Source organism: Pseudomonas sp. B111 (assembly GCF_026428275.1).
Lineage (GTDB): Bacteria > Pseudomonadota > Gammaproteobacteria > Pseudomonadales > Pseudomonadaceae > Pseudomonas > Pseudomonas aeruginosa.
Genome location: NZ_CP097857.1, coordinates 6,340,253 through 6,367,157, shown reverse-complemented (window position 1 = coordinate 6,367,157; position 26,905 = coordinate 6,340,253). Strand labels below are relative to the sequence as shown.

General features: G+C 67.1%; 21 protein-coding genes. 15 read left to right on the top strand and 6 right to left on the bottom strand.

Annotated features, from left to right (window positions below; all coding sequences use genetic code 11):
• The first annotated feature begins 23 nt into the window (after positions 1 to 23).
• Genes magD through M6E97_RS29525 form a run of 3 tightly spaced genes read left to right on the top strand, consistent with a single transcriptional unit; the run spans position 24 to position 7,016 of the window.
• On the top strand, positions 24 to 4,574 hold the full coding sequence (gene magD / locus M6E97_RS29535; RefSeq protein WP_023980544.1) for an alpha-2-macroglobulin MagD: 4,551 nt from the start codon (positions 24 to 26) through the stop codon (positions 4,572 to 4,574).
• Entirely contained in the window at positions 4,571 to 6,220 is a 1,650-nt protein-coding gene (locus M6E97_RS29530; RefSeq protein WP_079381495.1) for a YfaQ family protein, read from the top strand. Before magD ends, M6E97_RS29530 begins: the two co-directional genes overlap by 4 nt.
• 4 nt (positions 6,221 to 6,224) lie before the next feature.
• Entirely contained in the window at positions 6,225 to 7,016 is a 792-nt protein-coding gene (locus M6E97_RS29525) for a YfaP family protein (RefSeq protein ID WP_023096992.1), read from the top strand.
• 114 nt (positions 7,017 to 7,130) lie between these two features.
• Here M6E97_RS29525 and M6E97_RS29520 read toward each other — a convergent pair whose 3' ends face one another.
• From M6E97_RS29520 to gatC, 5 genes are all read right to left on the bottom strand, one after another.
• Positions 7,131 to 7,517, bottom strand: coding sequence for a carboxymuconolactone decarboxylase family protein (locus M6E97_RS29520; RefSeq protein WP_174217690.1), 387 nt, complete (start codon positions 7,515 to 7,517; stop codon positions 7,131 to 7,133).
• A 31-nt stretch (positions 7,518 to 7,548) separates the two neighbouring features.
• Positions 7,549 to 7,926, bottom strand: a complete 378-nt coding sequence (locus M6E97_RS29515; protein WP_003094403.1) for a septal ring lytic transglycosylase RlpA family protein — start codon at positions 7,924 to 7,926, stop codon at positions 7,549 to 7,551.
• Positions 7,927 to 7,985: 59 nt separating this feature from the next.
• A complete protein-coding gene (gene gatB, locus M6E97_RS29510; RefSeq protein WP_255254649.1) occupies positions 7,986 to 9,446 on the bottom strand; it encodes an Asp-tRNA(Asn)/Glu-tRNA(Gln) amidotransferase subunit GatB in 1,461 nt (486 codons plus the stop codon).
• Between the two features lie 91 nt (positions 9,447 to 9,537).
• Positions 9,538 to 10,992 carry an Asp-tRNA(Asn)/Glu-tRNA(Gln) amidotransferase subunit GatA gene (gatA, locus tag M6E97_RS29505; protein ID WP_003094399.1) on the bottom strand — a complete coding sequence of 485 codons (1,455 nt, stop codon included), beginning with the start codon at positions 10,990 to 10,992 and terminating at the stop codon, positions 9,538 to 9,540.
• Positions 10,993 to 11,004: 12 nt separating this feature from the next.
• Positions 11,005 to 11,295, bottom strand: a complete 291-nt coding sequence (gene gatC, locus M6E97_RS29500; protein WP_003106543.1) for an Asp-tRNA(Asn)/Glu-tRNA(Gln) amidotransferase subunit GatC — start codon at positions 11,293 to 11,295, stop codon at positions 11,005 to 11,007.
• Positions 11,296 to 11,534: 239 nt separating this feature from the next.
• Here gatC and mreB point away from each other — a divergent pair, with 239 nt between their 5' ends.
• The 8 genes from mreB to tldD all read left to right on the top strand — a co-directional run bounded on the left by mreB (position 11,535) and on the right by tldD (position 22,512).
• Positions 11,535 to 12,572, top strand: a complete 1,038-nt coding sequence (mreB, locus tag M6E97_RS29495) for a rod shape-determining protein MreB (RefSeq protein WP_003094393.1) — start codon at positions 11,535 to 11,537, stop codon at positions 12,570 to 12,572.
• 31 nt (positions 12,573 to 12,603) lie between these two features.
• Positions 12,604 to 13,644, top strand: coding sequence for a rod shape-determining protein MreC (mreC, locus tag M6E97_RS29490; protein ID WP_071534437.1), 1,041 nt, complete (start codon positions 12,604 to 12,606; stop codon positions 13,642 to 13,644).
• On the top strand, positions 13,644 to 14,138 hold the full coding sequence (mreD, locus tag M6E97_RS29485; protein ID WP_003094389.1) for a rod shape-determining protein MreD: 495 nt from the start codon (positions 13,644 to 13,646) through the stop codon (positions 14,136 to 14,138). Before mreC ends, mreD begins: the two co-directional genes overlap by 1 nt.
• An 89-nt stretch (positions 14,139 to 14,227) precedes the next feature.
• Positions 14,228 to 14,833 (top strand): Maf family protein, encoded by a 606-nt coding sequence (locus M6E97_RS29480; protein WP_003145924.1) that lies wholly within the window; start codon positions 14,228 to 14,230, stop codon positions 14,831 to 14,833.
• Between the two features lie 33 nt (positions 14,834 to 14,866).
• Positions 14,867 to 16,324 carry a ribonuclease G gene (gene rng, locus M6E97_RS29475; RefSeq protein ID WP_003094386.1) on the top strand — a complete coding sequence of 486 codons (1,458 nt, stop codon included), beginning with the start codon at positions 14,867 to 14,869 and terminating at the stop codon, positions 16,322 to 16,324.
• 14 nt (positions 16,325 to 16,338) lie between these two features.
• Entirely contained in the window at positions 16,339 to 20,169 is a 3,831-nt protein-coding gene (locus M6E97_RS29470; RefSeq protein WP_033938774.1) for a YhdP family protein, read from the top strand.
• 49 nt (positions 20,170 to 20,218) lie between these two features.
• Positions 20,219 to 21,067, top strand: coding sequence for a carbon-nitrogen hydrolase family protein (locus M6E97_RS29465; RefSeq protein ID WP_033938748.1), 849 nt, complete (start codon positions 20,219 to 20,221; stop codon positions 21,065 to 21,067).
• A 2-nt stretch (positions 21,068 to 21,069) separates the two neighbouring features.
• On the top strand, positions 21,070 to 22,512 hold the full coding sequence (tldD, locus tag M6E97_RS29460; protein ID WP_003134783.1) for a metalloprotease TldD: 1,443 nt from the start codon (positions 21,070 to 21,072) through the stop codon (positions 22,510 to 22,512).
• Positions 22,513 to 22,542: 30 nt separating this feature from the next.
• Here tldD and yjgA read toward each other — a convergent pair whose 3' ends face one another.
• Positions 22,543 to 23,067: a ribosome biogenesis factor YjgA gene (yjgA, locus tag M6E97_RS29455; protein WP_003094378.1), complete on the bottom strand. Its 525-nt coding sequence runs from the start codon at positions 23,065 to 23,067 to the stop codon at positions 22,543 to 22,545.
• Positions 23,068 to 23,165: 98 nt separating this feature from the next.
• On the opposite strand from yjgA, the gene pmbA reads away from it, so the two are divergent.
• The 4 genes from pmbA (at position 23,166) to M6E97_RS29435 (ending at position 26,904) form a co-directional block, all read left to right on the top strand.
• Positions 23,166 to 24,515, top strand: a complete 1,350-nt coding sequence (pmbA, locus tag M6E97_RS29450; RefSeq protein ID WP_003110024.1) for a metalloprotease PmbA — start codon at positions 23,166 to 23,168, stop codon at positions 24,513 to 24,515.
• Between the two features lie 147 nt (positions 24,516 to 24,662).
• Entirely contained in the window at positions 24,663 to 25,058 is a 396-nt protein-coding gene (locus M6E97_RS29445) for a hypothetical protein (protein ID WP_003094374.1), read from the top strand.
• A complete protein-coding gene (gene fumC, locus M6E97_RS29440; RefSeq protein ID WP_003098863.1) occupies positions 25,051 to 26,427 on the top strand; it encodes a class II fumarate hydratase FumC in 1,377 nt (458 codons plus the stop codon). Before M6E97_RS29445 ends, fumC begins: the two co-directional genes overlap by 8 nt.
• A 27-nt stretch (positions 26,428 to 26,454) precedes the next feature.
• Entirely contained in the window at positions 26,455 to 26,904 is a 450-nt protein-coding gene (locus tag M6E97_RS29435) for a hypothetical protein (protein WP_003094369.1), read from the top strand.
• Position 26,905: the final 1 nt, after the last annotated feature.

Here is a 26,905-nt window from a genome sequence, read left to right as displayed (position 1 = left end):
GCGTCCCAGTGAAGACCACAGCAATGAGCAACCTGCGCCGTTTCAGCCGTAGCCTGGCGGTCGCCGCCCTGGTCCTGCTGCCGTTCGCCGCCGTCCAGGCGGAAGACACGGTGGAGCCGAGCGGCTACACGCCGATGGCCGGCGAATCCTTCTTCCTGCTCGCCGACAGCAGCTTCGCCACCGACGAGGAAGCGCGGGTCCGTCTCGAAGCGCCCGGCCGCGACTACCGGCGCTACCGCATGGAGCCCTATGGCGGGGTCGACGTGCGCCTGTACCGGATCGAACAGCCGCTGGAGTTCCTCAAGCGGCAGAAGAACCTGCACCGGGTCCTGGCCGAGGGACAGTTCAAGGGCGAAGGCCTGTCGAACACCCTGGCCTATCTCTGGGACAACTGGTATCGCAAGTCGCGCCGGGTGATGCAGCGCGCCTTCTCCTACGAGTCGCGGCAACAGGTCACCGAGGCGGTGCCCGAGCTGAAGATGGGCAACGCCATGACCGCGCCGACGCCCTACGACGCGCAGCCGCAATACGCGCCGATTCCCGGCCTACCGCTGGTCAGCCAGTTCCGCTATCCGTTGTGGGACGCCAAGCCCATCGAGCCGCCGCAGGACGTCAAGCTGGCCGGTTCCTCCAGCGAGTTCATCAACGTCGTGCCGGGCAATGTCTACATCCCGCTGGGCAAGCTGAAGCCGGGCCTCTACCTGGTCGAGGCGCTGGTCGGCAAGTACCGCGCCACCACCGTGGTGTTCGTCTCCAACAGCGTGGCGGTGAGCAAGGTCGCCGGCGACGAGCTGCTGGTCTGGACCGCACGCAAGCACGAAGGCACCCCGGTGCCCGACACCAAGGTGCTGTGGACCGACGGCCTGGGCGTGATGAGCAGCGGCAATACCGACGCCGACGGCCTGCTGCGGCTCAAGCACGCCAGTCCGGAGCGTTCCTACGTGATCGGCGAGGACCGCGAGGGTGGGGTCTTCGTCTCCGAGAACTTCTATTACGACAGCGAGATCTACGACACCAAGATCTACGCCTTCACCGACCGCCCGCTGTACCGGCCGGGCGACTGGGTCTCGTTGAAGATGGTCGGCCGCGAGTTCAAGGACGCCCGTCAATCCCAGGCCGCCGCCAGCGCGCCGGTGCGCCTGAGCGTGATCGACGCGAGCGGCACGGTATTGCAAAGCCTGGACCTCCGCTTCGACGCGAAGAGCGGCGCCAATGGCCGCTTCCAACTGCCGGAGAACGCCGTCGCCGGCGGCTACGAGTTGCGCTTCGACTACCGCGGGCAGACCTACAGCAGCGCCTTCCGCGTCGCCGAATACATCAAGCCGCATTTCGAAGTCTCCCTCGACCTGGCCAAGCCGGACTTCAAGACCGCCGAGCCGGTGAAGGGCGAGATCGTCCTGCTCTATCCGGACGGCAAGCCGGTGGCCAACGCGCGCCTGCAACTGAGCCTGCGCGCCCAGCAGTTGTCGATGGTGGACAACGAACTGCAGTATCTCGGCCAGTTCCCGGTGGAACTGAGCAGCACCGAACTGACCACCGACGGCAAGGGCCGCGCCGCCATCGAATTGCCGCCGGCCGAGAAACCCAGTCGCTACATGCTGACCATCTTCGCCAGCGACGGCGCCGCCTACCGGGTCAAGACCAGCAAGGAGATCCTCATCGAGCGCGGTGCCGCGCGCTACCGCCTGAGCGCGCCGCAGCGCTTCAGCGCCGCCGGCGAGAAGGTCGAGTTCAGCTATGCCAGCGAACAGCCGACCCCGCTCAAGCCGAGCAGCTACCAGTGGATCCGCCTGGAGGACCGCGCCACCGACAGCGGTCCGGTCGCCGACGGCCGCTTCGCGCTGGCCTTCGAGCGTCCCGGTACCTATTCCGTGGAGCTGCGCGACGACAAGGGCCAGCTCCTTGGCGCCACCGGCCACTCGGTGAGCGGCGAGGGCGTGAAGTCGGTGCCGGGCACCGTCGAGGTGGTGTTCGACAAGCCCGAGTACCGCACCGGCGAGGAAGCCTCCGCACTGATCACCTTCCCCGAGCCGGTGGAGGATGCACTGTTGTCCCTGGAGCGCGACAAGGTCGAGGCCACCGCCCTGCTGTCCAAGGGCGCCGACTGGCTGCGCCTGGAAAAGCTCAATCCGACCCAGTACCGCGTGCGGATCCCGGTGCGCGAGGAGTTCTCGCCGAACCTGACCTTCTCGGTGCTCTACACCAAGGGCGGCGACTACAGCTTCCAGAACGCCGGGATCAAGGTCGGCATGCCCCAGGTGGAGATCGACATCGCCACCGACAAGGAGCGCTACGAACCCGGCGAGACGGTGACCGTGACCCTGGCCACGCGCTTCGCCGGCAAACCGGCTTCCAGTCACCTGACCGTCAGCGTGGTGGATGAGATGGTCTATGCCCTGCAGGCGGAGATCGCCCCCGGTATCGACCAGTTCTTCTACCATCCACGGCGCAACAACGTGCGCACCAGCGCCAGCCTGGCCTTCATCAGCTACGACGTGGCGTTGCCCGGCAGCACCAGCGCACCCGGACGGGCGAACCGCAGCGAGCGCGGCGTCAAGGTACTGGAGCGGCCGCGCCGCGAGGACGTCGACACCGCCGCCTGGCAGCCGGAGCTGGTCACCGACGCCCAGGGCAAGGCCAGCTTCAGCTTCCGCATGCCCGACTCGCTGACCCGCTGGCGGATCACCGCACGGGCCATCGACGACAACGGCCAGGTCGGCCAGAAGAAGCAGTTCCTTCGCTCGGAGAAGCCGCTGTACCTGAAATGGAGCGGGCCGACCCGCTTCCGCCAGGGTGACCAGCCCGACCTCGGCCTGTTCGTCTTCAACCAGGGCGAACAGCCGGTCAAGGCCGAGCTGCTCAGCGGGCCGCCTGGCAGCCAGCGCAGCCAGCCCCTGGAGCTGGCCAAGGGAGTCAACTACATACCGCTGGCGCAACAGCCGCTCAGCGATGGCGACTGGAGCGCCGAGCTGCGCCAGGACGGGCAGGTCCGCGACCGCCTGGCGGTGCGCTTCAACCTGCTGGCCGACGGCTGGCAGGTGGAGCAGGCGCAGAACCTCAGCCTGGCGGCGGCGAGCAACCCGCTGCAACTGCCGGCGGACGCCCGCGACGTACGCCTGCGCCTGGCCGATGGCCCGGCCGCGGCCTACCTGGGCAATCTCGATGACCTGCTGGAATATCCCTACGGCGGCGTCGAGCAGACCGCCAGCCAACTGCTGCCGCTGAGCATCGCCTATCCGGCGCTGGCCGGCGGCGAGCCGCGGATTCGCGACCGCCTGCGCCTGATCATGCAGAACAGTCGCCTGCGCCTGGTGCAGATGGCTGGCCCGGACGCCTGGTTCGCCTGGTGGGGCGGCGACGTCGATGGCGACGCTTTCCTCACCGCCTACGCCTACTACGCCGACTGGTACGCCAGCCGCGCACTGGAGATCCAACTGCCGGCCGAACACTGGCAGCGCATCCTCGAGCCCTACGCCAAGCAGGCGACGCAGACCCCGCTGCTGCAGCGCGCGCTGATCCTGGCTTTCGCCCGCGATATGCAGTTGCCGGTGAACACCCTGCTCGGCGGCCTGCTCAACGATCTGGCCAACGCCGGCGAAGGGCAGGCGCGCGCGGAGCCGCTGGAGGCCGACGACGGCCTGGTGCTGGGCGACCCGGACTCGGCCGTCGGCCTGGCCGCGGCGCGAGTGCTGGCGGTGGACCTGGCACGGCAACTGCGGGTTGCGGTGCCCGCGCCGCTGGCCGCCCAGGCCGAGACGGCGACGCAGCGCCTGCGTGAGGCCGGCTTGCCGTTCACCGATGCCTTGCTGGCCTCTCGCTCGGCCGTGGATGGCCAGCAGGCCAGCGCTCTGCTGCAACGCCTGGCGCCGGCGCAATCGACCCTGGAACGCGCCCTGGCCCTGACCTGGCTGCAGGGCGCCCTGGCCCAGGCGCCGCAGGGCAAGCTGCCGCAGCCGCCGAAGGACTGGCAGGCGCAGCGCGGTGCTACCGGCGAAACCTACTGGCAATGGCGCGGCCGCGGCATTCCGAGCTGGGTCGACCTGGACGAGGCGCCGGCCCGGCCGTTGCCGGTTGCGCTCAGCTACCGCAGCGCCCAGGCGCCGAGCGGGCAACTGCCGGTGCAGATCAGCCGTCGCCTGCTGCGCCTGGTGCCCGGCGAGGGGGCGTTCGAGTTCAAGGTCGAGGAGGTCGGCGACAAGCCGCTTTCCAGCGACGAACTGTATCTCGACGAAGTGACCCTGACCGTTCCGGAAGACACCGCTCTACGCTACGGCATGCTGGAACTGCCGCTGCCGCCCGGTGCGGATGTCGAGCGCACCACCTGGGGCATCAAGATCAGCGGCCTGGCCGGCGACGAGGCGACCACCCTGGAGCGCGCGCGCAACGAACCGGGCGAGCTGTTCTACGGAGTGCCGGTGGACAGCCTGAGTGGCGAGCAGCGTTTCCGTCACCTGGTGCGTTTCTCCCAGAAAGGCAGCTTCAACCTGCCACCGGCCCGCTACCTGCGTCTCTACGCGCCGGAACAGCAGGCCCTGGAAGCCAAGCCGGCGCTGGCCAAGGTCAAGGTCGAGTGATTGCGTTGCGCGCCTGGCTGGTCCTGCTGTGCGCCGTGCCGTTGCTGCTTCGCGCAGCGGAGGCGCCGGTCCAGCTGGCCTGGCGCACGACCCAGGGCTACGAACTGGTGAGCCTGGATCGCCAGCGGGCGCTCGAGCGCCGGCCGTTGCCGGCCGATTTGCAGGCTCCGCTGGGCAGCCTGTGGAAACTGTTCGTCTTCGCCTGGCTGAGCGACACCGGCCAGGCCGAGTCGCCCTATGCCTGCCAGGGGCGCAGCCGCGAGGAGGTCTACTGCTGCGAGAATGGCCAGACGATCGGTCGTGACCGCGCCCTGGTGCGCTCCTGCGGGCTGTATTTCGAGCCGCAGCGCCTCGCCTTGCGGCCGGAGGCCTGGCGCGACTACTGGCAGGCGCGCCGGGCACCGGCCTGGTTGCTCGATCTGGAACGGCTGCAACCGCAGACGCGGGTGCCGGTTAAGGAGCTTCTGGAACAGTTGCAGCAACTGCCGGCCCAGGGCGAGGCGCGGCGGGTACTGCTCGACGTGGCGTTGCAGGCCGGCGACGGCCATGCCGTGGCCAGCCTTGGCGGCCGCCTGCGGGTGAAGACCTGGAGCTGGCTCGACGACCATGACCCGCAGGCGCGCCAGGGCGGTTTCGCTGGCTGGCTGGTCGATGGAACGCCGCTCTGGCTCGGCGGCCCGGGAACCAGCAAGGTGATCCTGGACCGCTACGCCGAGGTGCTCGGGCGCTTCCTGCCGAGTCCGTGGCCGGCCGATCCGGGCCGTTGCGTGGAAGTGAACCTGTTCAGCCGCTATCCGCTGCGCTCGGTCAGTGATCCCGCCGGCCGCCCGGCCGCCGAAGGCCTGCTGCATGGTCCGCAGCAAGTGCTGTTCGCCAACGGCAATCGCCTGGACATCGCCAGCGCCGGCGACCTCTTCCTGCAACGGGTGGATGGCGTGCCGCGCCTGGTCGCGCGGGTTTCGCGCGAAGAGTACGTGGCGCGGGTGCTGGAGCGCGAAGCCTCGGCGCAGCCGAAGGAAGCCGCTCGCGCGCTGGCGGTGACCATTCGCACCTATCTATTGCAAAACGCCGCGCCGCGCGGCGAATGCCTGGCCATCGATGACAGCAGCCAGCGCCAGCGCGTGGCGCCGCGCCCGGCCAGCGCGCCGACGCGGCGGATCGCCGCCTGGAGCGCCGACCTGGTGCTGGCCGGGGCGACCGTCAACTATCACTCCGACCAGCCTGGTCCGGCGCGCCTGTCCTGGAAGCACGCGGTGGAGCAAGCCGGGCAGGGACTGGGCTACGACAGCATCCTCGCCCAGGCTTTCCCGCGCAGCAGCCTGAGCCGCTGGGACAACCCGGTGGCCGCCTGCCAGCCGTTGCCGGCCGCCGAAGACTGGCTGCGCAAGCAGCGCCGGCAGTGGCGCGAGCGCCTCGACCGAGAGCCCGGCTACGAGGAGATTCCGAGTTTTTCCGTGTGCCGCCTGGCTTCCGGGCGGCCCTATGTCGATCGCGAGCGCGAACGCATCTTCGTTCGCGGCCTGTATTCCCTACAGGAACGCCTGGACCTCACCCACGAATACCTGCACCTGGCCTTCCGCGCCCATCCCAGCGGCCAGGACGAAAACTATGTCGAAAGCCTGGCCCGGCGCCTGCTACTGGAATGACTCCATGAACCGAATGTCCCTTGCCGCCCTGCTCAGTTGCCTTCCCCTCGTCGCCTGGGCGGACAACCCCGTGAAACTGGATACGCCGGTCTCCGGCTGGCGTGCCGGCGACGGTTCCGCCGCCAATTACCGGCAGGTGGTGAACTACCCGGCGTCCTCGGTCAACGTTGCCGCCGACCAGGCGACCACCGCGCGCATTCGCGGCGCGATCGAGAGCCAGCCCAAGGAGCGTCCGGCGACGCTGGTGGTGAACGGTGTGAGCATGCCACTGAAGGTGGACGCCGATGGCAGCTTCGACCGCCCGTTCGCCTTCCCGTCCGGCAGCAACAGCGTCGAGGTGCGCAACGCCGCCGGGCAGTCGCGACGGGTCCAGTTCTATCACGGTGGCGGCGGCGGGGAAGTGCCGGCCAAGCTGCGCGTGCTGCTGTCCTGGGACAGCGACAACACCGACCTCGACCTGCACCTGGTGACCCCGGACGGCGACCATGTCTGGTATGGCAATCGTTCGCTGGCCAACGGCGCGACCCTGGATGTCGACGTCACCACTGGCTACGGCCCGGAAATCATCGCCACGCCGACGCCGCAGAAGGGGCCCTACCTGGTCTACGTCAACTACTTCGGCGGTGGCTACGGCAGCAGCGAGGATGGCGCCGAACAGGCCGCCCAGGACCTGACCACGGCGCGCATCACCCTGGTCACCGAAGAGGGCACGCCGAACGAGAAACAGGAAACCTTCCTGGTGCCGATGCGCAAGCCTGGCGAACTGACGCTGGTTAAGCGCTTCAGTTATCCGTAGGTGCCTGCGCTGGCGGATAACGCCTCTGGCGTTATTCGCCGTCGCTCAGGCATCGGCGTTACCAACCGCGTGGCCTGGCGGCGGCGCTCATGCCGCTGCGAATGGCTCCTGGGCTCAGGCGGGCTGTTCGCCCTGCCAGGTATCGATCGCTTCCTGGGCCGCACGGAACGCATCGATCGCCGCCGGCACCCCGGCATAGACCGCGCAGTGCAGCAGTGCCTCGCGGATTTCCTCCACCGTGCAGCCGTTGTTCAGCGCGCCGCGCACGTGCCCCTTGAGTTCCTGCGGGCATTTCAGGGCGGTCAGGGCGGCCAGGGTGATCAGGCTGCGGGTCTTGCGCGGCAGCGCCTCGTGGGCCCAGACCGAGCCCCAGGCATGCTCGTTGACGAAGTCCTGCAATGGCTGGGTGAAGGCGGTGGCGTTGCCCATGGCGCGCTCGACGAAGGCGTCGCCCATGACTTCACGTCGGATCTCCAGGCCGGTCTTGCCTTGTTCGCTCATCGGAAGGTTCCTGTCGTGGGTAGAAGGTGGCTCAATCCAGCGACTCTATCCGAACCGGCGCCACGCCGCTGCGGATCATACCCAGGCCTTCGGCGGCCTTGCGCGATACATCGATGATCCGCCCGCGGCGGAACGGCCCGCGATCGTTGATCCGCACCACCACGCTGCGGCGGTTGTCGAGGTTGGTTACCCGCACGCGGGTACCGAACGGCAACGTGCGGTGGGCAGCGGTCATTGCGTTGGGGTTGTAGCGCTCGCCGCTGGCAGTACGCAGGCCTGCGTGGCGGCTGCCATAGTAGGAGGCTTCGCCGGTATCCGCGGAACCGCTGCCGGCGAGGCTGGAGCAGCCGGCGAGGAACAGGGGCAGGACGGCGAGGGCGAGGCGCGCGGCGGCGGATGGGTTGGGCATGGACAACAGGCTCCTGGCGGACAAGAAGACGCCGGGCGAACCCGGCGTCTGGCTTTGACTCACGCTTCAAGCTTTTTCTTCAGCAACTCGTTCACCTGCTGCGGGTTGGCCTTGCCTTTCGAGGCCTTCATCGCCTGGCCGACGAAGAAGCCGAACATCTTGCCGCGCTTGGCCTCGTCGGCGGCGCGGTACTGCTCGACCTGCTCGGCGTTGGCCGCCAGCACCTCGTCGAGCATCTTCTCGATGGCGCCACTGTCGGTGACCTGCTTCAGGCCTTTGGCCTCGATGATCTGGTCGGCGGAACCCTCGCCGTTGGCCATGGCTTCGAAGACCATCTTGGCGATCTTGCCGGAGATGGTGTTGTCCTTGATGCGCAGGATCATGCCGCCCAGTTGCTCGGCGGACACCGGAGACTGCTCGATCTCCAGGCCGTCCTTGTTGAGCAGGCTGCCCAGCTCGACCATCACCCAGTTGGCCGCCAGCTTGGCGTCGCCGCAGATACCCTGGACCTTCTCGAAGTAGTCGGCCATCTCGCGGCTGGCGGACAGCACGCTGGCATCGTAGGCGGACAGGCCGTACTGGCTCTCGAAGCGTTCGCGCTTCTGCACCGGCAGTTCCGGCAGTTGCTCGCGCAGCTTCGCCAGGTACTCGAGTTCGATGACCACCGGCAGCAGGTCGGGACAGGGGAAGTAACGGTAGTCGTTGGCTTCTTCCTTGCCGCGCATGGAGCGGGTCTCGTCCTTGTTCGGGTCGTACAGGCGGGTTTCCTGGACCACCTTGCCGCCGTCCTCGATCAGCTCGATCTGGCGCTGGATCTCGTGGTTGATCGCCTTCTCGATGAAGCGGAAGGAGTTGACGTTCTTGATCTCGGCGCGGGTGCCGAATTCGGCCTGGCCCTTCGGTCGCACCGAGACGTTGCAGTCGCAGCGCAGTGAGCCCTCGGCCATGTTGCCGTCGCAGATGCCCAGGTAGCGCACCAGGGCGTGGATCGCCTTGACGTAGGCCACGGCTTCCTTGGCGCTGCGGATATCCGGCTCGGAAACGATCTCCAGCAACGGCGTGCCGGCGCGGTTCAGGTCGATGCCGCTCATGCCCTGGAAGTCTTCGTGCAGGCTCTTGCCGGCGTCCTCCTCCAGGTGCGCGCGGGTGATGCCGATGCGCTTGGTGGTGCCGTCTTCCAGGGTGATGTCGAGGTGGCCCTTGCCGACGATGGGATGGTCCATCTGGCTGGTCTGGTAGCCCTTCGGCAGGTCAGGGTAGAAGTAGTTCTTGCGGGCGAACACGTTCTGCCGGTCGATCCGTGCGTCGATCGCCAGGCCGAACAGGCAGGCCATGCGTACGGCCTCCTCGTTTAGCACCGGCAGGGTGCCCGGCATGGCCAGGTCGACCAGGCTGGCCTGGGTATTCGGCGCGGCGCCGAAGGCGGTCGAGCTGCCGGAGAAGATCTTCGATTGGGTGGCGAGCTGTGCGTGGATTTCCAGCCCGATCACGGTTTCCCATTGCATGTGGTGTTCCTCAATCCTTCTGTGCCTGCGCAGTCCCGCTGCCGACCCTGCGGGTCGCCCTCTCCGCGCCGGGAGAGGGGAGGGGACTGCGTGGCGTTGCCATGGCTTAGAAGCCGGCCGGGGTGCGGGTGTGCCAGTCGCTGACCTGCTGGTACTGGTGCGCGACGTTGAGCAGGCGACCTTCCTGGAAGTAGGGCGCGAGCAACTGGACACCCACCGGCAGGCCGTCGACGAAGCCGGCGGGCATGGACAGCCCCGGCAGGCCGGCGAGGTTGGCGGTGATGGTGTAGATGTCTTCCAGGTACTGGGAAACCGGGTCGTCGTTCTTCTCGCCGATCTTCCAGGCCGGGTTCGGCGTGGTCGGGCCGAGGATCACGTCCACTTCGGCAAAGGCGCTGACGAAGTCGTTCTTGATCAGCCGGCGAATCTTCTGAGCCTGCAGGTAATAGGCATCGTAGTAGCCGGCCGACAGTGCGTAGGTGCCGACCATGATGCGGTTCTTCACTTCGCTGCCGAAGCCTTCCGCGCGCGAGCGCTTGTACAGGTCTTCCAGGTTCTGCGGGGCGTCGCAACGATAGCCATAGCGCACGCCGTCGAAGCGCGACAGGTTGGAGGACGCCTCGGCCGGCGCGATCACGTAGTAGGCCGGGATGGCGTGCTGCATGTTCGGCAGGGAAATGTCCTTCACCGTGGCGCCGAGCGTCTTCAGCTCCTCGACCACGGCCAGCACCGCGTCGGCGATGCGGCTGTCGAGGCCGGCGCCGAAGTATTCCCGCGGCAGGCCGATGCGCAGGCCGCTCAGCGGCTTCTGCAGGGCGGCCAGGTAGTCGTCCACCGGCTGTTCGACGCTGGTCGAGTCCTTCGGATCGAATCCGGCCATCACCCCCAGCATCAGCGCGCAGTCCTCGGCGGTGCGCGCCAGCGGGCCGCCCTGGTCGAGGCTGGAGGCGTAGGCGATCATGCCCCAGCGGGAAACCCGGCCGTAGGTCGGCTTGATCCCGGTGAGGTTGGTCAGCGCCGCCGGCTGGCGGATCGAGCCGCCGGTATCGGTGCCGGTGGCGGCCGGCAGCAGGCGCGCGGCGACTGCCGCGGCGGAGCCGCCGGAGGAGCCGCCAGGCACACGGTCGAGGCTCCAGGGGTTGTTCACCGCGCCGTAGTGGCTGGACTGGTTCGACGAGCCCATGGCGAATTCGTCCATGTTCAGCTTGCCGAGGGTAACGGCGCCGGCGGCGGCGAGCTTCTCGACCACGGTGGCGTCGTAGGGCGAGACGAAGTTGTCGAGCATCTTCGAACCGCAGCTGGTGCGTACGCCCTGGGTGCAGAACAGGTCCTTGTGGGCGATCGGCGCGCCGAGCAGGGCGCCGTTCTCGCCGTTGGCGCGCCGTTCGTCGGCTGCCTTGGCCTGGGCGATGGCCAGGTCGTCGGTGATGCTGATGAAGCTGTTGAGCTGGGGATCCAGCTGCCGGATGCGACCGAGCAGGGTGCGGGTCAGCTCTTCGGCGGAAAATTGCTTGTCGGCGAGGGCGCGGGCGATCTCGGCGAGGGTCAATTGATGCAGCATGTGTCCGCGTCCTTATGACTCGATGACTTTCGGAACCAGGTACAGACCTTCTTCCACGGCGGGGGCGATGGTCTGGTAGGCGTCGCGGTGATCGGTCTCGGTGACCGCGTCCGGACGCAGGCGCTGGGTGGCTTCCAGCGGGTGGGCAAGCGGTTCGACGCCGCTGGTGTCGACCGCCTGCATCTGGTCGATCAGGCCGAGGATGTTGTTCAGGGTCTCGGTGGTGCGCGGAAGATCGGCCTCGCTCAGGCCCAGGCGGGCGAGATGGGCGATTTTTTCCACGTCGGAGCGTTCAAGCGCCATCGGGAGTCTCCAGCAAAAGCGGCCTTGGAAGGGCGGCGGGGCGCCATGCGTTATATAAGGCAGGGAACGGATGCCGCGGTCGGCGGTCTAATTCCGCCTGGACGGGCCTTGTGGGGCCGGGAAAAGCCTGCAATTTAGCATATTGCCCGCCTTGCCCAAAATCCCCGTCGTTGTTAGAGTTTGCCGCACTTTTTTACCCGCGTATTTTTCACCCACGCTTCGCCTAGGGTTTCTTTCCCATGTTCAAAAAATTGCGTGGCATGTTTTCCAGCGATCTGTCGATCGACCTGGGTACTGCCAATACCCTTATTTATGTGCGCGAGCGCGGCATCGTCCTGAACGAACCGTCCGTGGTCGCCATTCGCAGCCATGGCAGCCAGAAGAGCGTCGTCGCCGTGGGCACCGAGGCCAAGCGCATGCTCGGCCGTACCCCGGGCAACATCGCCGCCATCCGTCCGATGAAAGACGGCGTGATCGCGGATTTCAGCGTCTGCGAGAAGATGCTGCAGTACTTCATCAACAAGGTTCACGAGAACAGCTTCCTGCAGCCCAGCCCGCGCGTGCTGATCTGCGTACCGTGCAAGTCCACCCAGGTTGAGCGCCGGGCCATCCGCGAATCCGCCCTGGGCGCCGGCGCCCGCGAGGTGTTCCTGATCGAAGAGCCGATGGCTGCCGCCATCGGCGCCGGCCTGCCGGTCGAGGAGGCCCGCGGCTCGATGGTCGTAGACATCGGCGGCGGCACTACCGAGATCGCCCTGATTTCCCTCAACGGCGTGGTCTACGCCGAATCCGTCCGCGTCGGCGGCGACCGCTTCGACGAAGCCATCGTCACCTACGTGCGCCGCAACTACGGCAGCCTGATCGGCGAATCCACCGCCGAGCGCATCAAGCAGGAGATCGGCACCGCCTTCCCGGGCGGCGACGTTCGCGAAGTCGACGTCCGCGGCCGTAACCTGGCCGAAGGCGTACCGCGCAGCTTCACCCTGAACTCCAACGAGGTCCTCGAGGCCCTGCAGGAGTCCCTGGCGACCATCGTCCAGGCGGTCAAGAGCGCCCTCGAGCAATCGCCGCCGGAGCTGGCCTCGGATATCGCCGAGCGCGGCCTGGTGCTGACTGGCGGTGGCGCGCTGCTGCGCGACCTGGACAAGCTGCTGGCACAGGAAACCGGCCTGCCGGTGATCGTCGCCGAGGAGCCGCTGACCTGCGTGGCTCGCGGCGGTGGCCGTGCGCTGGAGATGATGGACCGCCACTCCATGGACCTGCTCTCCACCGAGTAAGGTGGCGAGCATCGTCGCCTAGGAGCGGATCATCAAACCGCTATTCTCCAAAGGCCCGTCGCTGGGCGTTCGCCTGTTGGTGCTGGCCGTGCTGTCGGTCAGCCTGATGGTGGTGGACGCCCGGTTCGACTATCTGGAGCCCGTCCGCAGCAAGCTGGGGATGGTGCTCACGCCTTTCTACGGCCTGGCGGAAATGCCGGTGCGCGCCTGGGAAGGCGTGCGCGACCAGTTCAGCAGCCGTAGCGAGCTGATCGCCGAGAACGAACGCCTCAAGGCCGAGTCCCTGCTGATGCAGCGCCGGGTGCAGAAACTCGCCGCGCTCACCGAGCAGAACGTGCGCCTGCGCGAGCTGCTCAATTCCGCCGCGCTGGTCGACGACAAGGTACTGGTCAGCGAGCTGATCGGCGTCGATCCGAACCCCTTCACCCAACGCATCATGATCGACAAGGGCGAGAACGACGGCGTCTTCGTCGGCCAGCCGGTGCTCGATGCCAGCGGCCTGATGGGCCAGGTGGTCGAGGTGATGCCCTATACCGCGCGAGTCCTGCTGCTCACCGACACCACCCACAGTATCCCGGTGCAGGTCAATCGCAACGGCCTGCGCGCCATCGCCGTCGGCACCGGCAATCCCGAGCGCCTGGAATTGCGCTACGTCGCCGACACCGCCGACATCAAGGAAGGCGACCTACTGGTCAGCTCCGGCCTGGGGCAACGCTTCCCCGCCGGCTATCCGGTGGCCACGGTCAAGGAAGTGATCCACGATTCCGGCCAGCCGTTCGCCGTGGTGCGCGCGGTGCCGACCGCGAAGATGAACCGTAGCCGCTACGTGCTGCTGGTGTTCAGCGACAGCCGCACCCCGGAACAGCGCGCTAACGACGCCGCCGAGGCCCAGGAAGAGGCGGACAAGAAAGCCGCCGCCGGCGCCCAGGCGCCCCAGTCTGCCGCGCAACCGGCCGCCGCGCCGTCGCCGGCCACCCCGGCAGCCCAGGGCGCTGCGCAGCAGCCCGCCGCCGCGCCCGCGCCAGCCCCCACGCAGCCTGCCGCTCCGGCGGCGAACGGGGGACGCCGCTGATGGCTCGCGCGACTCAAGGTTCGAACAATGTCTGGGTGATCTGGCTGAGCCTGCTGGTCGGGCTGGTGCTGGCCGTAGCGCCGATGCCTACCTTCACCGAGATCGGCCGCCCGCTGTGGCTGGCGATGCTGCTGACCTACTGGGTGTTGCTGCTGCCCGAGCGCGTCGGGATGGTCACCGCCTGGCTGCTCGGCCTGGCCCAGGACGTGCTCTACGGCAACCTGCTCGGGCAGAACGCGCTGATCCTTGGCCTGATCACCTTCCTCGTGCTTTCCCTGCACCAGCGCCTGCGCATGTTCCCGGCCTGGCAGCAGTGCCTGGTGCTGGTGGTGGTCTACGGCCTGGCGCAGCTGCTCCAGCTCTGGCTCAACGCCCTGACCGGCAATCGTCCGCCGACCCTGACCTTCCTGCTCCCGGCCCTGGTCAGTGCGCTGCTCTGGCCCTGGGTGTACGCCCTGCTGCAGTTCGTCCGCCTGCGTCTCAACGTGAGGTAGGTCCGCTTCGCAGCTATGCTGCGGCGGATATCGTCATTCTTCGAAACGGGTGATCGGCGCATCGCCCGACGCGTTTCCCGGGAGCCTCCATGCCGTCGCTGTATCTCGCCTCCGCCTCGCCCCGTCGCCGTGAACTGCTGACCCAGATCGGCGTGCCGCTGTCCGTGCTCGCCACCGCTATCGACGAGTCCCCCTTGCCGAACGAAGCGCCCGCCGCCTACGTCGAGCGCCTGGCGCGCGGCAAGGCGGCCGCCGGGCTGGCTATGCTGGAAGGGCGCGGCGAGGACGGTTGTGTCCTGGGCGCGGATACCTCGGTGGTGATCGACGGGCGAATTCTCGGCAAGCCCGTGGACCAGGCCGACGGGCTGGCCATGCTGGCTGCGCTGTCCGGGCGCGAACACCAGGTTCTCACCGCCGTGGCCCTGGCCGCCGCTGGCGGCGTCGAGGCGCGGGTGGTGGAGTGCCGGGTGCGCTTCCGCCAGGTCGCTCCGGAAGAAGCGCTGCGCTACTGGCAGAGCGGCGAGCCGGCGGACAAGGCAGGCGGATATGCGATCCAGGGCCTCGGGGCGATATTCGTCAGTCGCATCGAAGGCAGTTACAGTGCGGTGGTCGGGCTGCCTTTGTGTGAAACTGCGGAACTGTTGAGGGAATTCGGCATCCCTTGCTGGCAGCCCGTGGGTGGCAACCCGCCGTAACGCCTAACGCGCCGAAATAAGGACAGTGGACGCATGAGCGAAGAGATCCTGATCAATATCACGCCGATGGAGTCGCGCGTGGCGGTGGTGGAAAACGGCGTCCTGCAGGAAGTGCATGTCGAACGCACCCAGCGGCGCGGCATCGTCGGCAATATCTACAAGGGGCGGGTGGTACGGGTACTGCCGGGGATGCAGGCGGCGTTCGTCGACATCGGCCTGGAACGTGCGGCGTTCATCCATGCCGCCGAGATATCCAATCGCGAAGGCAGCGCCGTGGAAAGCATCAGTGCCCTGGTCCATGAGGGGCAGGCGCTGGTGGTGCAGGTGACCAAGGATCCGATCGGCACCAAGGGCGCACGGCTGACCACCCACCTGTCGATTCCTTCGCGCTATCTGGTGTACATGCCGCGCACCAGCCATGTCGGGATATCCCTGCGGATCGAGGACGAAGTCGAGCGCGAGCGCCTGAAGAAGGTGGTGGCCGACTGCGTGGCGGCGGAAGGCATCGAGGGGCAGGGCGGCTTCATTCTGCGCACCGCTGCGGAAGGTGCGGGCGAGGACGAGATTCTCGCCGACATCCGCTACCTTCGCCGGCTATGGGACCAGATTGCCGCGCAGATCCAGACCGTCGGCGCGCCTTCGGTGATCTACGAAGACCTGTCCCTGGCGATCCGTACCCTGCGCGACCTGGTGAACCCGCGGATCGAGAAGATCCGCATCGACTCGCGAGAGAACTTCCAGAAGATCACTTCCTTCGTCGAAGAATTGATGCCGGAGATTTCCGATCGCCTCGAACATTACCCGGGCGAGCGACCGATCTTCGATCTCTACGGCGTCGAGGACGAAATCCAGAAAGCCCTGGAGCGCAAGGTACTGCTGAAGTCCGGCGGCTACCTGATCGTCGATCCGACCGAGGCGATGACCACCATCGACGTGAACACCGGCGCCTTCGTCGGCCATCGCAACCTCGAGGAAACCATCTTCAAGACCAACCTCGAGGCGGCCACCGCGATCGCCCGCCAACTGCGCCTGCGCAACCTGGGCGGGATCATCATCATCGACTTCATCGACATGGAGGACGAGGAGCATCGCCGGCAGGTCCTGCGCACCCTGGAGAAGCAACTGGAGCGCGACCACGCGAAGACCAACATCATCGGTATCACCGAGTTGGGCCTGGTGCAGATGACCCGCAAGCGCACCCGCGAAAGCCTGGTGCAGATCCTCTGCGAGCCGTGTCCCTGCTGCCAGGGACGCGGCATGCTGAAGACTGCGGAAACCACCTGCTACGAGATTTTCCGCGAGATTCTCCGCGAGGCGCGTGCCTACCAGGCCGACTCCTACCTGGTGCTGGCCAACCAGAAGGTGGTGGACCGGCTGCTCGACGAGGAGTCGGGTAACGTCGCCGATCTCGAGGCGTTCATCGGCCGCACCATCAAGTTCCAGGTCGAGGCGATGTACTCGCAGGAGCAATATGACGTGGTCCTGCTCTGAGGCGTATGGCTGAAATGGCGGATGTGGGAAGCCTCGGAACGCGACTGCTACGAATCGTCCTGGGTCTGTGCGCCCTGGTACTGGTGCTGCTGGCGCTGTACGTCAGCCTTGGCCGGCAACTGGTGCCGCTGGTGGCCGAATACCGCCAGCAGCTGGAGGACGAAGCTGGCAAGCAACTCGGCATACCGGTGCGGATTGCCGAGCTGACGGGCTCCTGGCGCGGCTTCGAGCCTCTGGTGGTGGCGCGCGACATCCAGGTCGGCGACGGCGAACAGAGTCTGCGCCTGGCGCGGGTGCGGCTGGCGCCGGACCTGCTCGGCAGCCTGCTGGCGCGCCAGGTGCGGATCGGCAGCCTGGAGCTGGAGGGACTCAAGCTGACCCTGCGCGAAGGCGAGGATGGCCAGTGGAGCCTGGATGGCCTGCCGCACAGTGACAAGCCCAGCGATCCCCGGAAGCTCCTGCAATTCCTGCTGCAGACCCAACGCATCTCGCTGCTGGACAGTCAACTGGAGGTGGCGCCGCGGGGAAGCGCAGCGTTGTCGCTCAGCGCGGTCGGCGCGACCCTGCGCAGTTCATCGGTTGGTGGGCAGAGTCTCGATGCCCGCCTGCAACTGCCGGATGGCCAACCTCTGGCGCTGCACGCCGAAGGGCGGATCGACAGCGGGGACTGGCCGCGCAGCAGCGCCAGGTTCTATCTCAGCCTGCCGCAGAGCGACTGGGCGCAATGGTTGCCGGCCGGTCTGACCCAGGAATGGAAGATCGTCCGGGCCAAGGCCGGCGGCGACTTCTGGTTCGACTGGCGCGACGGCAAGGCGCAACGGCTGGTGGCACGGCTGCTGGCGCCGCAGTTGAAGGCCTCGTATGCCGCGCGCAAGCCGGTGGAAATCAACGACCTGGGCATGAACCTGTTTTTCGATCGCGAAGCGCAGGGCTGGAAGGTTCGGGTCGGCGACCTGGCGGCGAATTTCGGCGAGCAGCGCTGGGGCGAGGTGGAGTTGCTGTTGCGTCGCGACCAGCAGAACAACGAGCCACACTGGAAGCTGCAGGCCGACCGCGTCGACCTGACGCCCCTGGTGCCGGCGATAGAAGCGCTGGCGCCGCTGCCGGACGCGGCGGCGGAGTGGGTGGTGGGCCTGAAGCCGAAGGGCATCCTGCACAACCTGAACGCCGATTTCTGGCCGCAGCGAGAGGTGCCCGAGCGGGTCAGCTACGCGACCAACCTGGAAAAGGTCGGTATCTCGGCGTTCCATGAGGTCCCGGCGGTGGAAAACGTCAGCGGCACCTTGACCGGCACCCTGGCCGGAGGCCAGCTCGACGCATCGGCGCAGGATTTCATGCTGCACCTGGCCAAGGTATTTCCCGAGCCGTGGCGCTACCGCGAGGCTCGCACGCGGATGTTCTGGAGCCTGGACGACCGCGCCTTCACCCTCGGCAGCCACCTGATGCGGGTCGAGGGCGAGGAGGGCAGCCTGGCCGGCGACATGCTGATCCGCCTGATGCGCGATCCCGGCGCTGAAGACTACATGGACCTGCAGGTCGGCCTCAGCGACGGCGACGCGCGCTTCACCGCCAAGTACCTGCCGACCCAGTTGCCGGGAATGAACAAAAGCCTGGCGAACTGGTTGAAGACGGCGATCCGCAGTGGCCATGTCGAGCAGGGCTACTTCCAGTGGCAGGGCTCGCTGAACCGCGGCGCGGCGGCCGAAGCCCACGTCATGAACCTCTACTTCAAGGTCCGCGACGGCGAGCTGGCCTACCAGCCCGGCTGGCCCGCCCTGAGCAAAACGGTCGGCGAGGTGTTCGTCGAGGATTCCGGAGTCCGCGTGCTGGCCTCCAGCGGGAATCTGCTGAATTCCCGGGTCAGCGACGTCAAGGTCGACATTCCCCTCGGCCGTCCGGGACAGACGCCGCACCTGTATGTGGATGGGGCCGTCGACAGTAACCTGAAGGACGGCATCAAGCTGCTCCAGGAAGCGCCGATCCCGACCCGCAAGATCTTCGCCGGCTGGGAGGGCGACGGGCCCTTGCAGGGCCACCTGAAGCTGGATATTCCACTGGACCACGACGAGGCCGGCAAGACCGGGGTGGTCGTGGATTTCTCCACCGTGGGCGCGACCCTGAAGATGCCCAGTCCGAAGCTGGATATGAGCGAAGTGAAGGGCGACTTCCGTTTCGACCTGGCCAAGGGCCTGAGCGCCCCGGCGGTGCAGGCCCGGGTGCTGGGCAGCGAGGTACGCGGGCGGATCGTCGCCGAGGGGCGCGGCGATGCGCGCACGCGCTTGCTGCTCAACGGCCAGGTGGCGGTCAAGTCGCTGAGCGACTGGCTCGGCGCTGGCCAGCGTCCGTTACCGGTCTCGGGACGCCTGCCGTTCCAGCTCAACCTGCTGCTGGATGGCAAGGACAGCCAGTTGCAGATCGATTCGGATCTCAAGGGCGCCGTCGTCGACCTGCCGGCGCCGTTCGGCAAGACGGCCGCCCAGGCGCGGCCGACCCAATGGCGGATGACCCTGGATGGCGCCGAACGGCGTTACTGGGCGCGTTACGACGGCCTCGCCAGCTTGGCCTATGCGGCCCCGGCGGACAAGCCGCTGAACGGACGCGGCGCCCTGCGCCTGGGCGGTGACCCGGCGCTGCTGCCCTCGGCACAGGGGCTGCGGGTGCGCGGGCGTCTGGCGGAACTGGACTGGGACGCCTGGCAGGCCACCCTGAAGCGCTACGGCAATGGCGACCAGGCTGCCAGTAGCGCTGCGGGCCTGCTGCGCGGCGCCGACCTGCGCATCGACAGCTTCAAGGGCTTCGGCCAGGAGCTGAAGAACCTGACCGTCGACCTGGCCCGCCAGGAGCGGGCCTGGCAACTGGTGCTGGTCAGCGACCTCGCATCGGGGCGTCTGGTCCTGCCGGATGCCAGGGGCGCGCCGATCGTGGTCGATCTGGACCGCCTGAACCTGCCGAAGTCGACTCTTCCCGACGAGAACAAAGTGGAGGATTCGGACCCGCTGGCCGCCGTCGATCCGCGCAGCCTGCCGGCGGTAGACGTGAAGATCGGCCAGGTCGCCCTCGGCGGCCAGCCGCTGGGCGCCTGGAGCCTGAAGGTACGGCCGGGCAGCAACGGCGTGGCGTTCAACGACCTGGACCTCGACCTGCGTGGCCTGCACGTCAACGGCAGCCTGCGTTGGGACGGCAGTCCGGGCAATACCCGCAGCACCTATCAGGGCCGGATCGAGGGCAAGAACCTGGCGGATGTGCTCAAGGCCTGGAATTTCGCGCCGAGTGCCACCAGCGAACGTTTCCGCATGGATATCAACGGCCAGTGGCCGGGATCGCCAGCCTACATGGCCCTGAAGCGCTTCAGCGGCAGCATGGATGCATCGCTGCGCAAGGGGCAGTTCGTCGAGGTCGAAGGCAGCGCCCAGGCGCTGCGAGTGTTCGGCCTGCTCAATTTCAACGCGATCAACCGCCGGCTGCGCCTGGACTTCTCGGACATCCTCGGCAAGGGACTGAGCTATGACCGGGTGAAGGGGGTTCTCTCCGCCACCGACGGCGTCTACATCACCCGCGAGCCGCTGAAGCTGGAAGGGCCGTCGAGCAACCTGGAGTTGAACGGTACCCTGGATCTGGCTCACGATCGGATCGACGCCAAGCTGCTGGTGACCTTGCCATTGACCAACAACCTGACCCTGGCGGCACTGATAGTCGGCGGTCCGGCCGTCGGCGGCGCGGTCTTCGTCGTCGACAAGCTGCTCGGCGACCGGGTCTCGCGCTTCGCCAGCGTGCAATACAGCGTCAAGGGCCCCTGGCAGGATCCGAAGATCAGCTTCGACAAGCCATTCGAGAAGCCCCGCTGAGCGGCGCCCGGTGCCGCGACGCGGCGCTTTCGTCCGCAAGGAGGAAACCATGTTCATTGCCGTGATCCAGATGGTCAGCCAGGACGACGTGACGGCCAACCTGGCCGCCGCCCGTCGCCTGCTGGAACAGGCCGCCGAGGGTGGGGCGCGGCTCGCCGTGTTGCCGGAAAACTTCGCCGCCATGGGCCGGCGCGACCTGGCCGAACTGGGGCGCGCCGAGGCGCGGGGGAACGGGCCGATCCTGTCGTGGTTGAATTCCGCCGCTCGCGACCTCAGGTTGTGGATAGTCGCTGGAACGCTGCCGCTGCCGCCGGAGGGGCAACCCGAGGCGAAGGCGAATGCCTGTTCGCTGCTGATCGACGAGCATGGAGAACGGGTTGCCCGCTACGACAAGCTGCACCTGTTCGATGTGGACGTAGCCGATGCGCGGGGCCGCTATCGTGAATCCGACGACTATGCTTTCGGTCAGAAGATCGTGGTGGCGGATACGCCGGTCGGTCGCCTTGGCCTGACGGTCTGCTACGACCTGCGTTTTCCGGAACTCTATACCGCGCTGCGCGAGGCCGGCGCAGAGCTGATCACGGCGCCGTCGGCGTTCACCGCGGTGACCGGCGCGGCGCACTGGCAAGTGCTGGTCCGCGCCCGCGCCATCGAGACCCAGTGCTACCTGCTGGCGGCCGGACAGGGTGGCGTCCACCCACGGGGCCGGGAGACGTTCGGCCATTCGGCCATCGTCGATCCCTGGGGCCGGGTCCTGGCCGAGCGGCCGCAGGGCGAAGCGGTGCTGCTGGCGGCGCGCGACGCCGCAGAACAGGCGGATATCCGCCGGCGCATGCCGGTGGTGGCGCACAGACGATTTTTCCCGCCGGCCGAACCGCGGCCGGCGCGTACGGAGTGAATATGAGCGAGTTGTTGTCATCCGTCAGCCAGCAATTGCTGGCCCCCGGTGGTCTGGAACTGGACAGCCTGCCCGGCATTCTTCATGAACTGAACGGCCCGGGCATCGATGCCGCCGACCTGTATTTCCAGAGCCAGGTCTCCGAGTCGTGGATGCTCGAGGACGGCATCGTCAAGGAAGGCAGCTTCAATCTCGACCAGGGTGTCGGGGTACGCGCGCAGTCGGGCGAGAAGACCGGCTTCGCCTATAGCAATGCGATCACCGCCGAGGCGTTGAAACAGGCCGCGGTGGCGGCCCGTTCGATTTCCCGTGCGGGACAGAACGGCAGTGTGCAGGCGTTCAAGGCCGTGGTGCCGGCTCGCCTGTACGCCGGCGAGAACCCGCTGGACGTGCTCAGCCGTGCCGAGAAGGTCGAGTTGCTGAAGCAGATCGACGCCGCTACCCGTGCGCTCGATCCCCGCATCCAGCAGGTCACGGTGAGCATGGCCGGCGTCTGGGAGCAGATCCTGGTAGCGGCCAGCGACGGTTCGCTGGCCGCCGACATTCGTCCGCTGGTGCGTTTCAACGTCAGCGTGATCGTCGAACAGAACGGCCGACGCGAACGCGGCGGCCACGGCGGCGGCGGTCGCACCGACTATCGCTATTTCCTCCAGGAAGATCGTGCCATGGGCTACGCCCGCGAGGCCCTGCGCCAGGCGCTGGTCAACCTCGAGGCGATTCCCGCGCCGGCCGGCACCCTGCCGGTGGTGATGGGCGCGGGTTGGTCCGGGGTCCTGCTCCACGAAGCGGTCGGCCACGGCCTGGAGGGCGACTTCAACCGCAAGGGCAGCTCCGCCTACAGCGGCCGGATCGGCGAAAAGGTCGCCTCGAGCCTGTGCACCATCGTCGACGACGGCACCCTGGCCGGGCGTCGCGGCTCGCTGAGCGTGGATGACGAAGGCACGCCGAGCAACTGCAACGTGTTGATCGAGAACGGCGTGCTCAAGGGCTACATGCAGGACAAGCTCAACGCCCGCCTGATGGGCGTGGCGCGCACCGGTAACGGCCGCCGCGAGTCCTACGCGCACCTGCCGATGCCACGCATGACCAACACCTACATGCTGGCCGGCGAGAGCGATCCGCAGGAAATCATCGCCTCGGTGGAGAAGGGTATCTACTGCGCCAACCTCGGCGGTGGCCAGGTCGATATCACCAGCGGCAAGTTCGTGTTCTCCACCAGCGAGGCCTACCTGATCGAGAACGGCAGGATCACCACCCCGGTGAAAGGCGCCACCCTGATCGGCAACGGTCCGGAAGCGATGAGCCGGGTGTCTATGGTCGGCAACGACCTGGCCCTGGACAGTGGCGTGGGAACCTGCGGGAAGGACGGTCAGTCGGTGCCGGTCGGTGTAGGCCAGCCGACCCTGAAGATCGATGCGATCACCGTCGGCGGCACCGGCGCCTGAGGCATGGCCCGGGCGCCGGCGCGGCGAAACCTAGCGCAGGCCGCGCTTGGTTTCGTCCAGTTCGCGGATGTACTTGAACACTTTGCGTGCGGCGGCCGGCGGTTTGTTGTGCGCGGCCTCGTGCTGGGCGTGGCGGACCAGGCCGCGCAGGTGCTGGCGATCGCACTCGGGGAACTCCCCGACGAAGGCGTCGAGCGCTGCGTCGCCGCCGGCGATCAACTGGTCGCGCCAACGTTCGAGGGCATGGAAACGTTCGTTGTACTGGCGGGTGGAGGAGTCCACCTGGTCGATGAGGGCGACGATGGCGTCCACGTCCTGGTCGCGCATCAGTTTGCCGATGTACTGGATATGCCGTTTGCGGGCGATGTGCGCCTTGTGCTTCGGCGCCTCGAGCAGCGCCTTGCGTAGCGGGTCGGTGAGCGGCAGGCGCTCCAGCAACTGCGGTTGCAGGGTGGTCAGGCGCTCGCCGAGGTCCTGCAGGGCATGCAGCTCGCGTTTGATCTGCGACTTGCTCTTCTCTTCGAATTGCGAGTCGTCGTCGTGAAATTCAGCCATGGTGGTGGTCCAGTGGAAAACGCCGCCATGATAACGAGTCAGGGGCCGCTTGTCCGGCCCGGCCGCGTGGGCGGCCACGTCAACAGGAGAGTCAACAGATGAGTCTACATGCCGCGGCAGTCGGTCCCTCCGTGCTTCCGGATCTTCGCGAGCAGGTCGAGCAGATCATCGCCGAGGCCCGCCGCCAGGGCGCCAGTGCCTGCGAAGTGGCGGTGTCGCTGGAGCAGGGCCTGTCCACCAGCGTGCGCCAGGGCGAGGTGGAAACCGTCGAGTTCAACCGTGACCAAGGTTTCGGCATCACCCTCTACGCAGGCCAGCGCAAGGGCTCGGCGAGCACCTCGGCGACCGGCGAGGCGGCCATCCGCGAGACGGTGGCGGCGGCGCTGGCGATCGCCCGCCATACCTCCGAGGACGAATGCGCCGGTCTCGCCGATGCCGCGTTGATGGCCCGCGAGTTGCCCGAGCTGGACCTCTATCATCCATGGAGCCTGAGTCCCGAGCAGGCCGTGGAACGTGCCCTGGCTTGCGAGGCAGCGGCGTTCGCCGCCGACAAGCGGGTGACCAAGGCCGACGGCACCACCCTGAATACCCACCAGGGCTGCCGGGTATACGGTAACAGCCACGGTTTCATCGGTGGTTACGCCAGCACCCGGCACAGCCTCAGCTGCGTGATGATCGCCGAGGGCGAAGGACAGATGCAGCGTGACTATTGGTATGACGTCAACCGCCGTGGCGAGGCCTTGGCCAGCGCCGAGTCGATCGGCCGGCGCGCCGCCGAGCGCGCCGCCAGCCGACTGGGCGCGCGGCCGGTGCAGACCGCCGAAGTGCCGGTGCTGTTCGCTCCGGAAATCGCTGTTGGCCTGTTCGGCCATTTCCTCGGGGCGATCTCAGGCGGCAGCCTGTATCGCAAGTCATCCTTCCTCGAAGGCGCGCTGGGCCAGCGCCTGTTTCCCGAGTGGCTGAGCATCGACGAGCGGCCGCACCTGGTCGGCGCGCTCGGCAGCGCCAGCTTCGATAGCGACGGCCTGGCCACCTACGCCAAGCCATTCGTCGAGAACGGCGAGCTGGTGTCCTATGTCCTGGGCACCTATTCCGGGCGCAAGCTCGGCTTGCCGAGCACGGCCAACGCCGGCGGCGTGCATAACCTGTTCGTCAGCCATGGCGACGAGGACCAGGCCGCTCTCATACGCCGGATGGGGCGTGGCCTGCTGGTCACCGAGTTGATGGGGCAGGGCGTCAACCTGGTGACCGGCGATTATTCCCGCGGCGCCGCCGGCTACTGGGTTGAGAACGGCGAGATCCAGTTCCCGGTCCAGGAAGTCACCATCGCCGCCAACCTGCGCGACCTGTTCCGCCGTATCGTCGCGGTCGGCAAGGACATCGAACGGCGCGGCAACCTGCATACCGGTTCTGTACTGGTCGAGTCGATGATGGTGGCCGGGCGCTGAGGCCGGGTTTCCCTCTGTAGAACGCCAGCGCTCGTCGCTGGCGTTTTCGTTTCCGCCTGTTCGATTGTCCGCCTCTATGGGGACCATGCTTGTCTTTTGCCAAGAAGAAAACAATAATCAATCTCATTATCGTCTGGTGAGGTTGCCATGTCCTTCGAGGCGCACGACCCGCAAGCATTGGATCACTGGTACTGGCTGGGCACGCAGATCCGCTGCGCGCTCGATCCCGACGAACCGCGCCTGCTCGACCAGTACCTCGGCGAGGCGCGCTATCTCGCCGGTTGGGAAGGTGTGGCCGCCTGGCCGCTGTTCGAGAAAGCCTACAACCTCCTGCTCGATACCGGTCGCGATCCGATATTGCCCTGGCACTGGCGCAGCCTCTGCCTCGACTACGCCTACCGGCCCCTCTGCGAACTTCAGCGATTGACCACCAACGGCAGCCAGCGGCGACGGCTGCGCCAGCTCTCCGTACGAATGGCCAGGCAGGACCTGGCGCCGTCGATGAGCTTCGATCACCCGCAACAAGGAAACCAAGATGACTGACACCCGCATCGAACGCGACAGCATGGGCGAACTGGCGGTCCCGGCGACCGCCCTCTATGGCGCCCAGACCCAGCGCGCGGTGAACAACTTCCCGGTCAGCGGCCAGCGCATGCCCCAGGCCTTCGTCCGCGCCCTGCTGCTGGCCAAGGCCGCGGCGGCGCGGGCGAACGTCTCCCTGCAGCAACTGGATGCACCGATGGGCGAGGCGATCGCCGAGACCTGCCTGCAGTTGCTGCAAGAGGATTTCATGCAGCATTTCCCGGTGGATGTGTTCCAGACCGGCTCCGGCACCAGTTCCAACATGAACGCCAACGAAGTGGTGGCGACCCTGGCCAGTCGCCGCCTGGGCGGCAAGGTCAATCCGAACGACCATGTGAACTGCGGGCAGAGCAGCAACGACATCATCCCCTCGACCATCCACATCAGTGCCGCCCTCGAGATCAGCGAACGCCTGCTGCCGGCGCTGCGCCACCTGGAGCAGACTATCCAGAGCAAGGCCGGCGAAGTGCATGCCTATGTGAAGACCGGCCGCACCCACCTGATGGATGCGATGCCGGTACGCATGAGCCAGGTGCTCGGTGGCTGGGCGCAGCAGGTGCGACAGGCCGGCGTGCACATCGAGAGCGTACTTCCTGCCTTGCAGCAGTTGGCACAGGGCGGCACCGCGGTGGGCACCGGGATCAACGCCCATCCGCGGTTCGCCGAACGTTTCAGCCAGGAGCTGAACGACCTGACCGGGTTGGCGTTCCGCCCCGGCGACGACTTCTTCGCCCTGATCGGTTCGCAGGACACGGCGGTCGCTGCGTCCGGCCAGTTGAAGACCCTAGCCGTGACCCTGATGAAGCTGGCCAACGACCTGCGCTGGATGAACTCCGGGCCGCTTGCCGGGCTCGGCGAGATCGAGCTGGAAGCGCTGCAACCAGGCTCCTCGATCATGCCCGGCAAGGTCAACCCGGTGATCCCGGAGGCCACCGCGATGGTCGCCGCCCAGGTGATCGGCAATGACGCCGCCATTGCCGTCGCCGGCCAATCGGGCAACTTCGAACTGAACGTGATGCTGCCGCTGGTGGCGGACAACCTGTTGCACAGCATCCAGTTGCTGGCCAACGTCAGCCGGCTGCTGGCGGACAAGGCCATCGCCAGCTTCAAGGTCAACCAGGGCAAGCTCAGCGAGGCGTTGGCGCGCAACCCGATCCTGGTCACTGCGCTGAACCCGATCATCGGCTACCAGAAGGCTGCGGAAATCGCCAAGCAGGCCTATCGCGAGGGACGGCCGATCATCGATGTGGCGCTGGAAAACACCGATCTGGACCGTGCGCGCCTGGAGGTGTTGCTGGATCCGGAAAAACTCACGGCTGGCGGCCTCTGAGGCCGCCCCACCACTGGAGGTACCGCCATGCGTCATTGGCAACGAACGATCGAACAGGGCAACCGCTGTTTCGTCACCGGCGCATTGATCGATGCGCGTGAGCACTACCTCCATGCCCTGGCCCTGGCCCAGGTGCTGCTGGAACGCTGGGGCGACGCCGACGAGGCGGTGATGGCGTTCGTCATTTCCCATCACAACCTGGCCGACTTGCACCTGCAACTGGAGCAACCGGAGGAAACCGCCGAATACCTCTGCGCCTGCCACGAGCGCCTGTTGCGGGTCAGCGCCGACCAGAAGCTGCCGTTGGCCCTGCGCCAGGCGGCCCAGCATCACAGCCGGCGCACCTATGTCGAACTGCTGTCGTTCATCGGCGAACACGGTGCCTATCCGCGCACCGAGCGCCTGCTCAAGGGACCGCCGAACGCGGAGGTCCGACCTGAGTTCCTCGCTCCGCCCCCCTCACTTCGCTATCACTGAC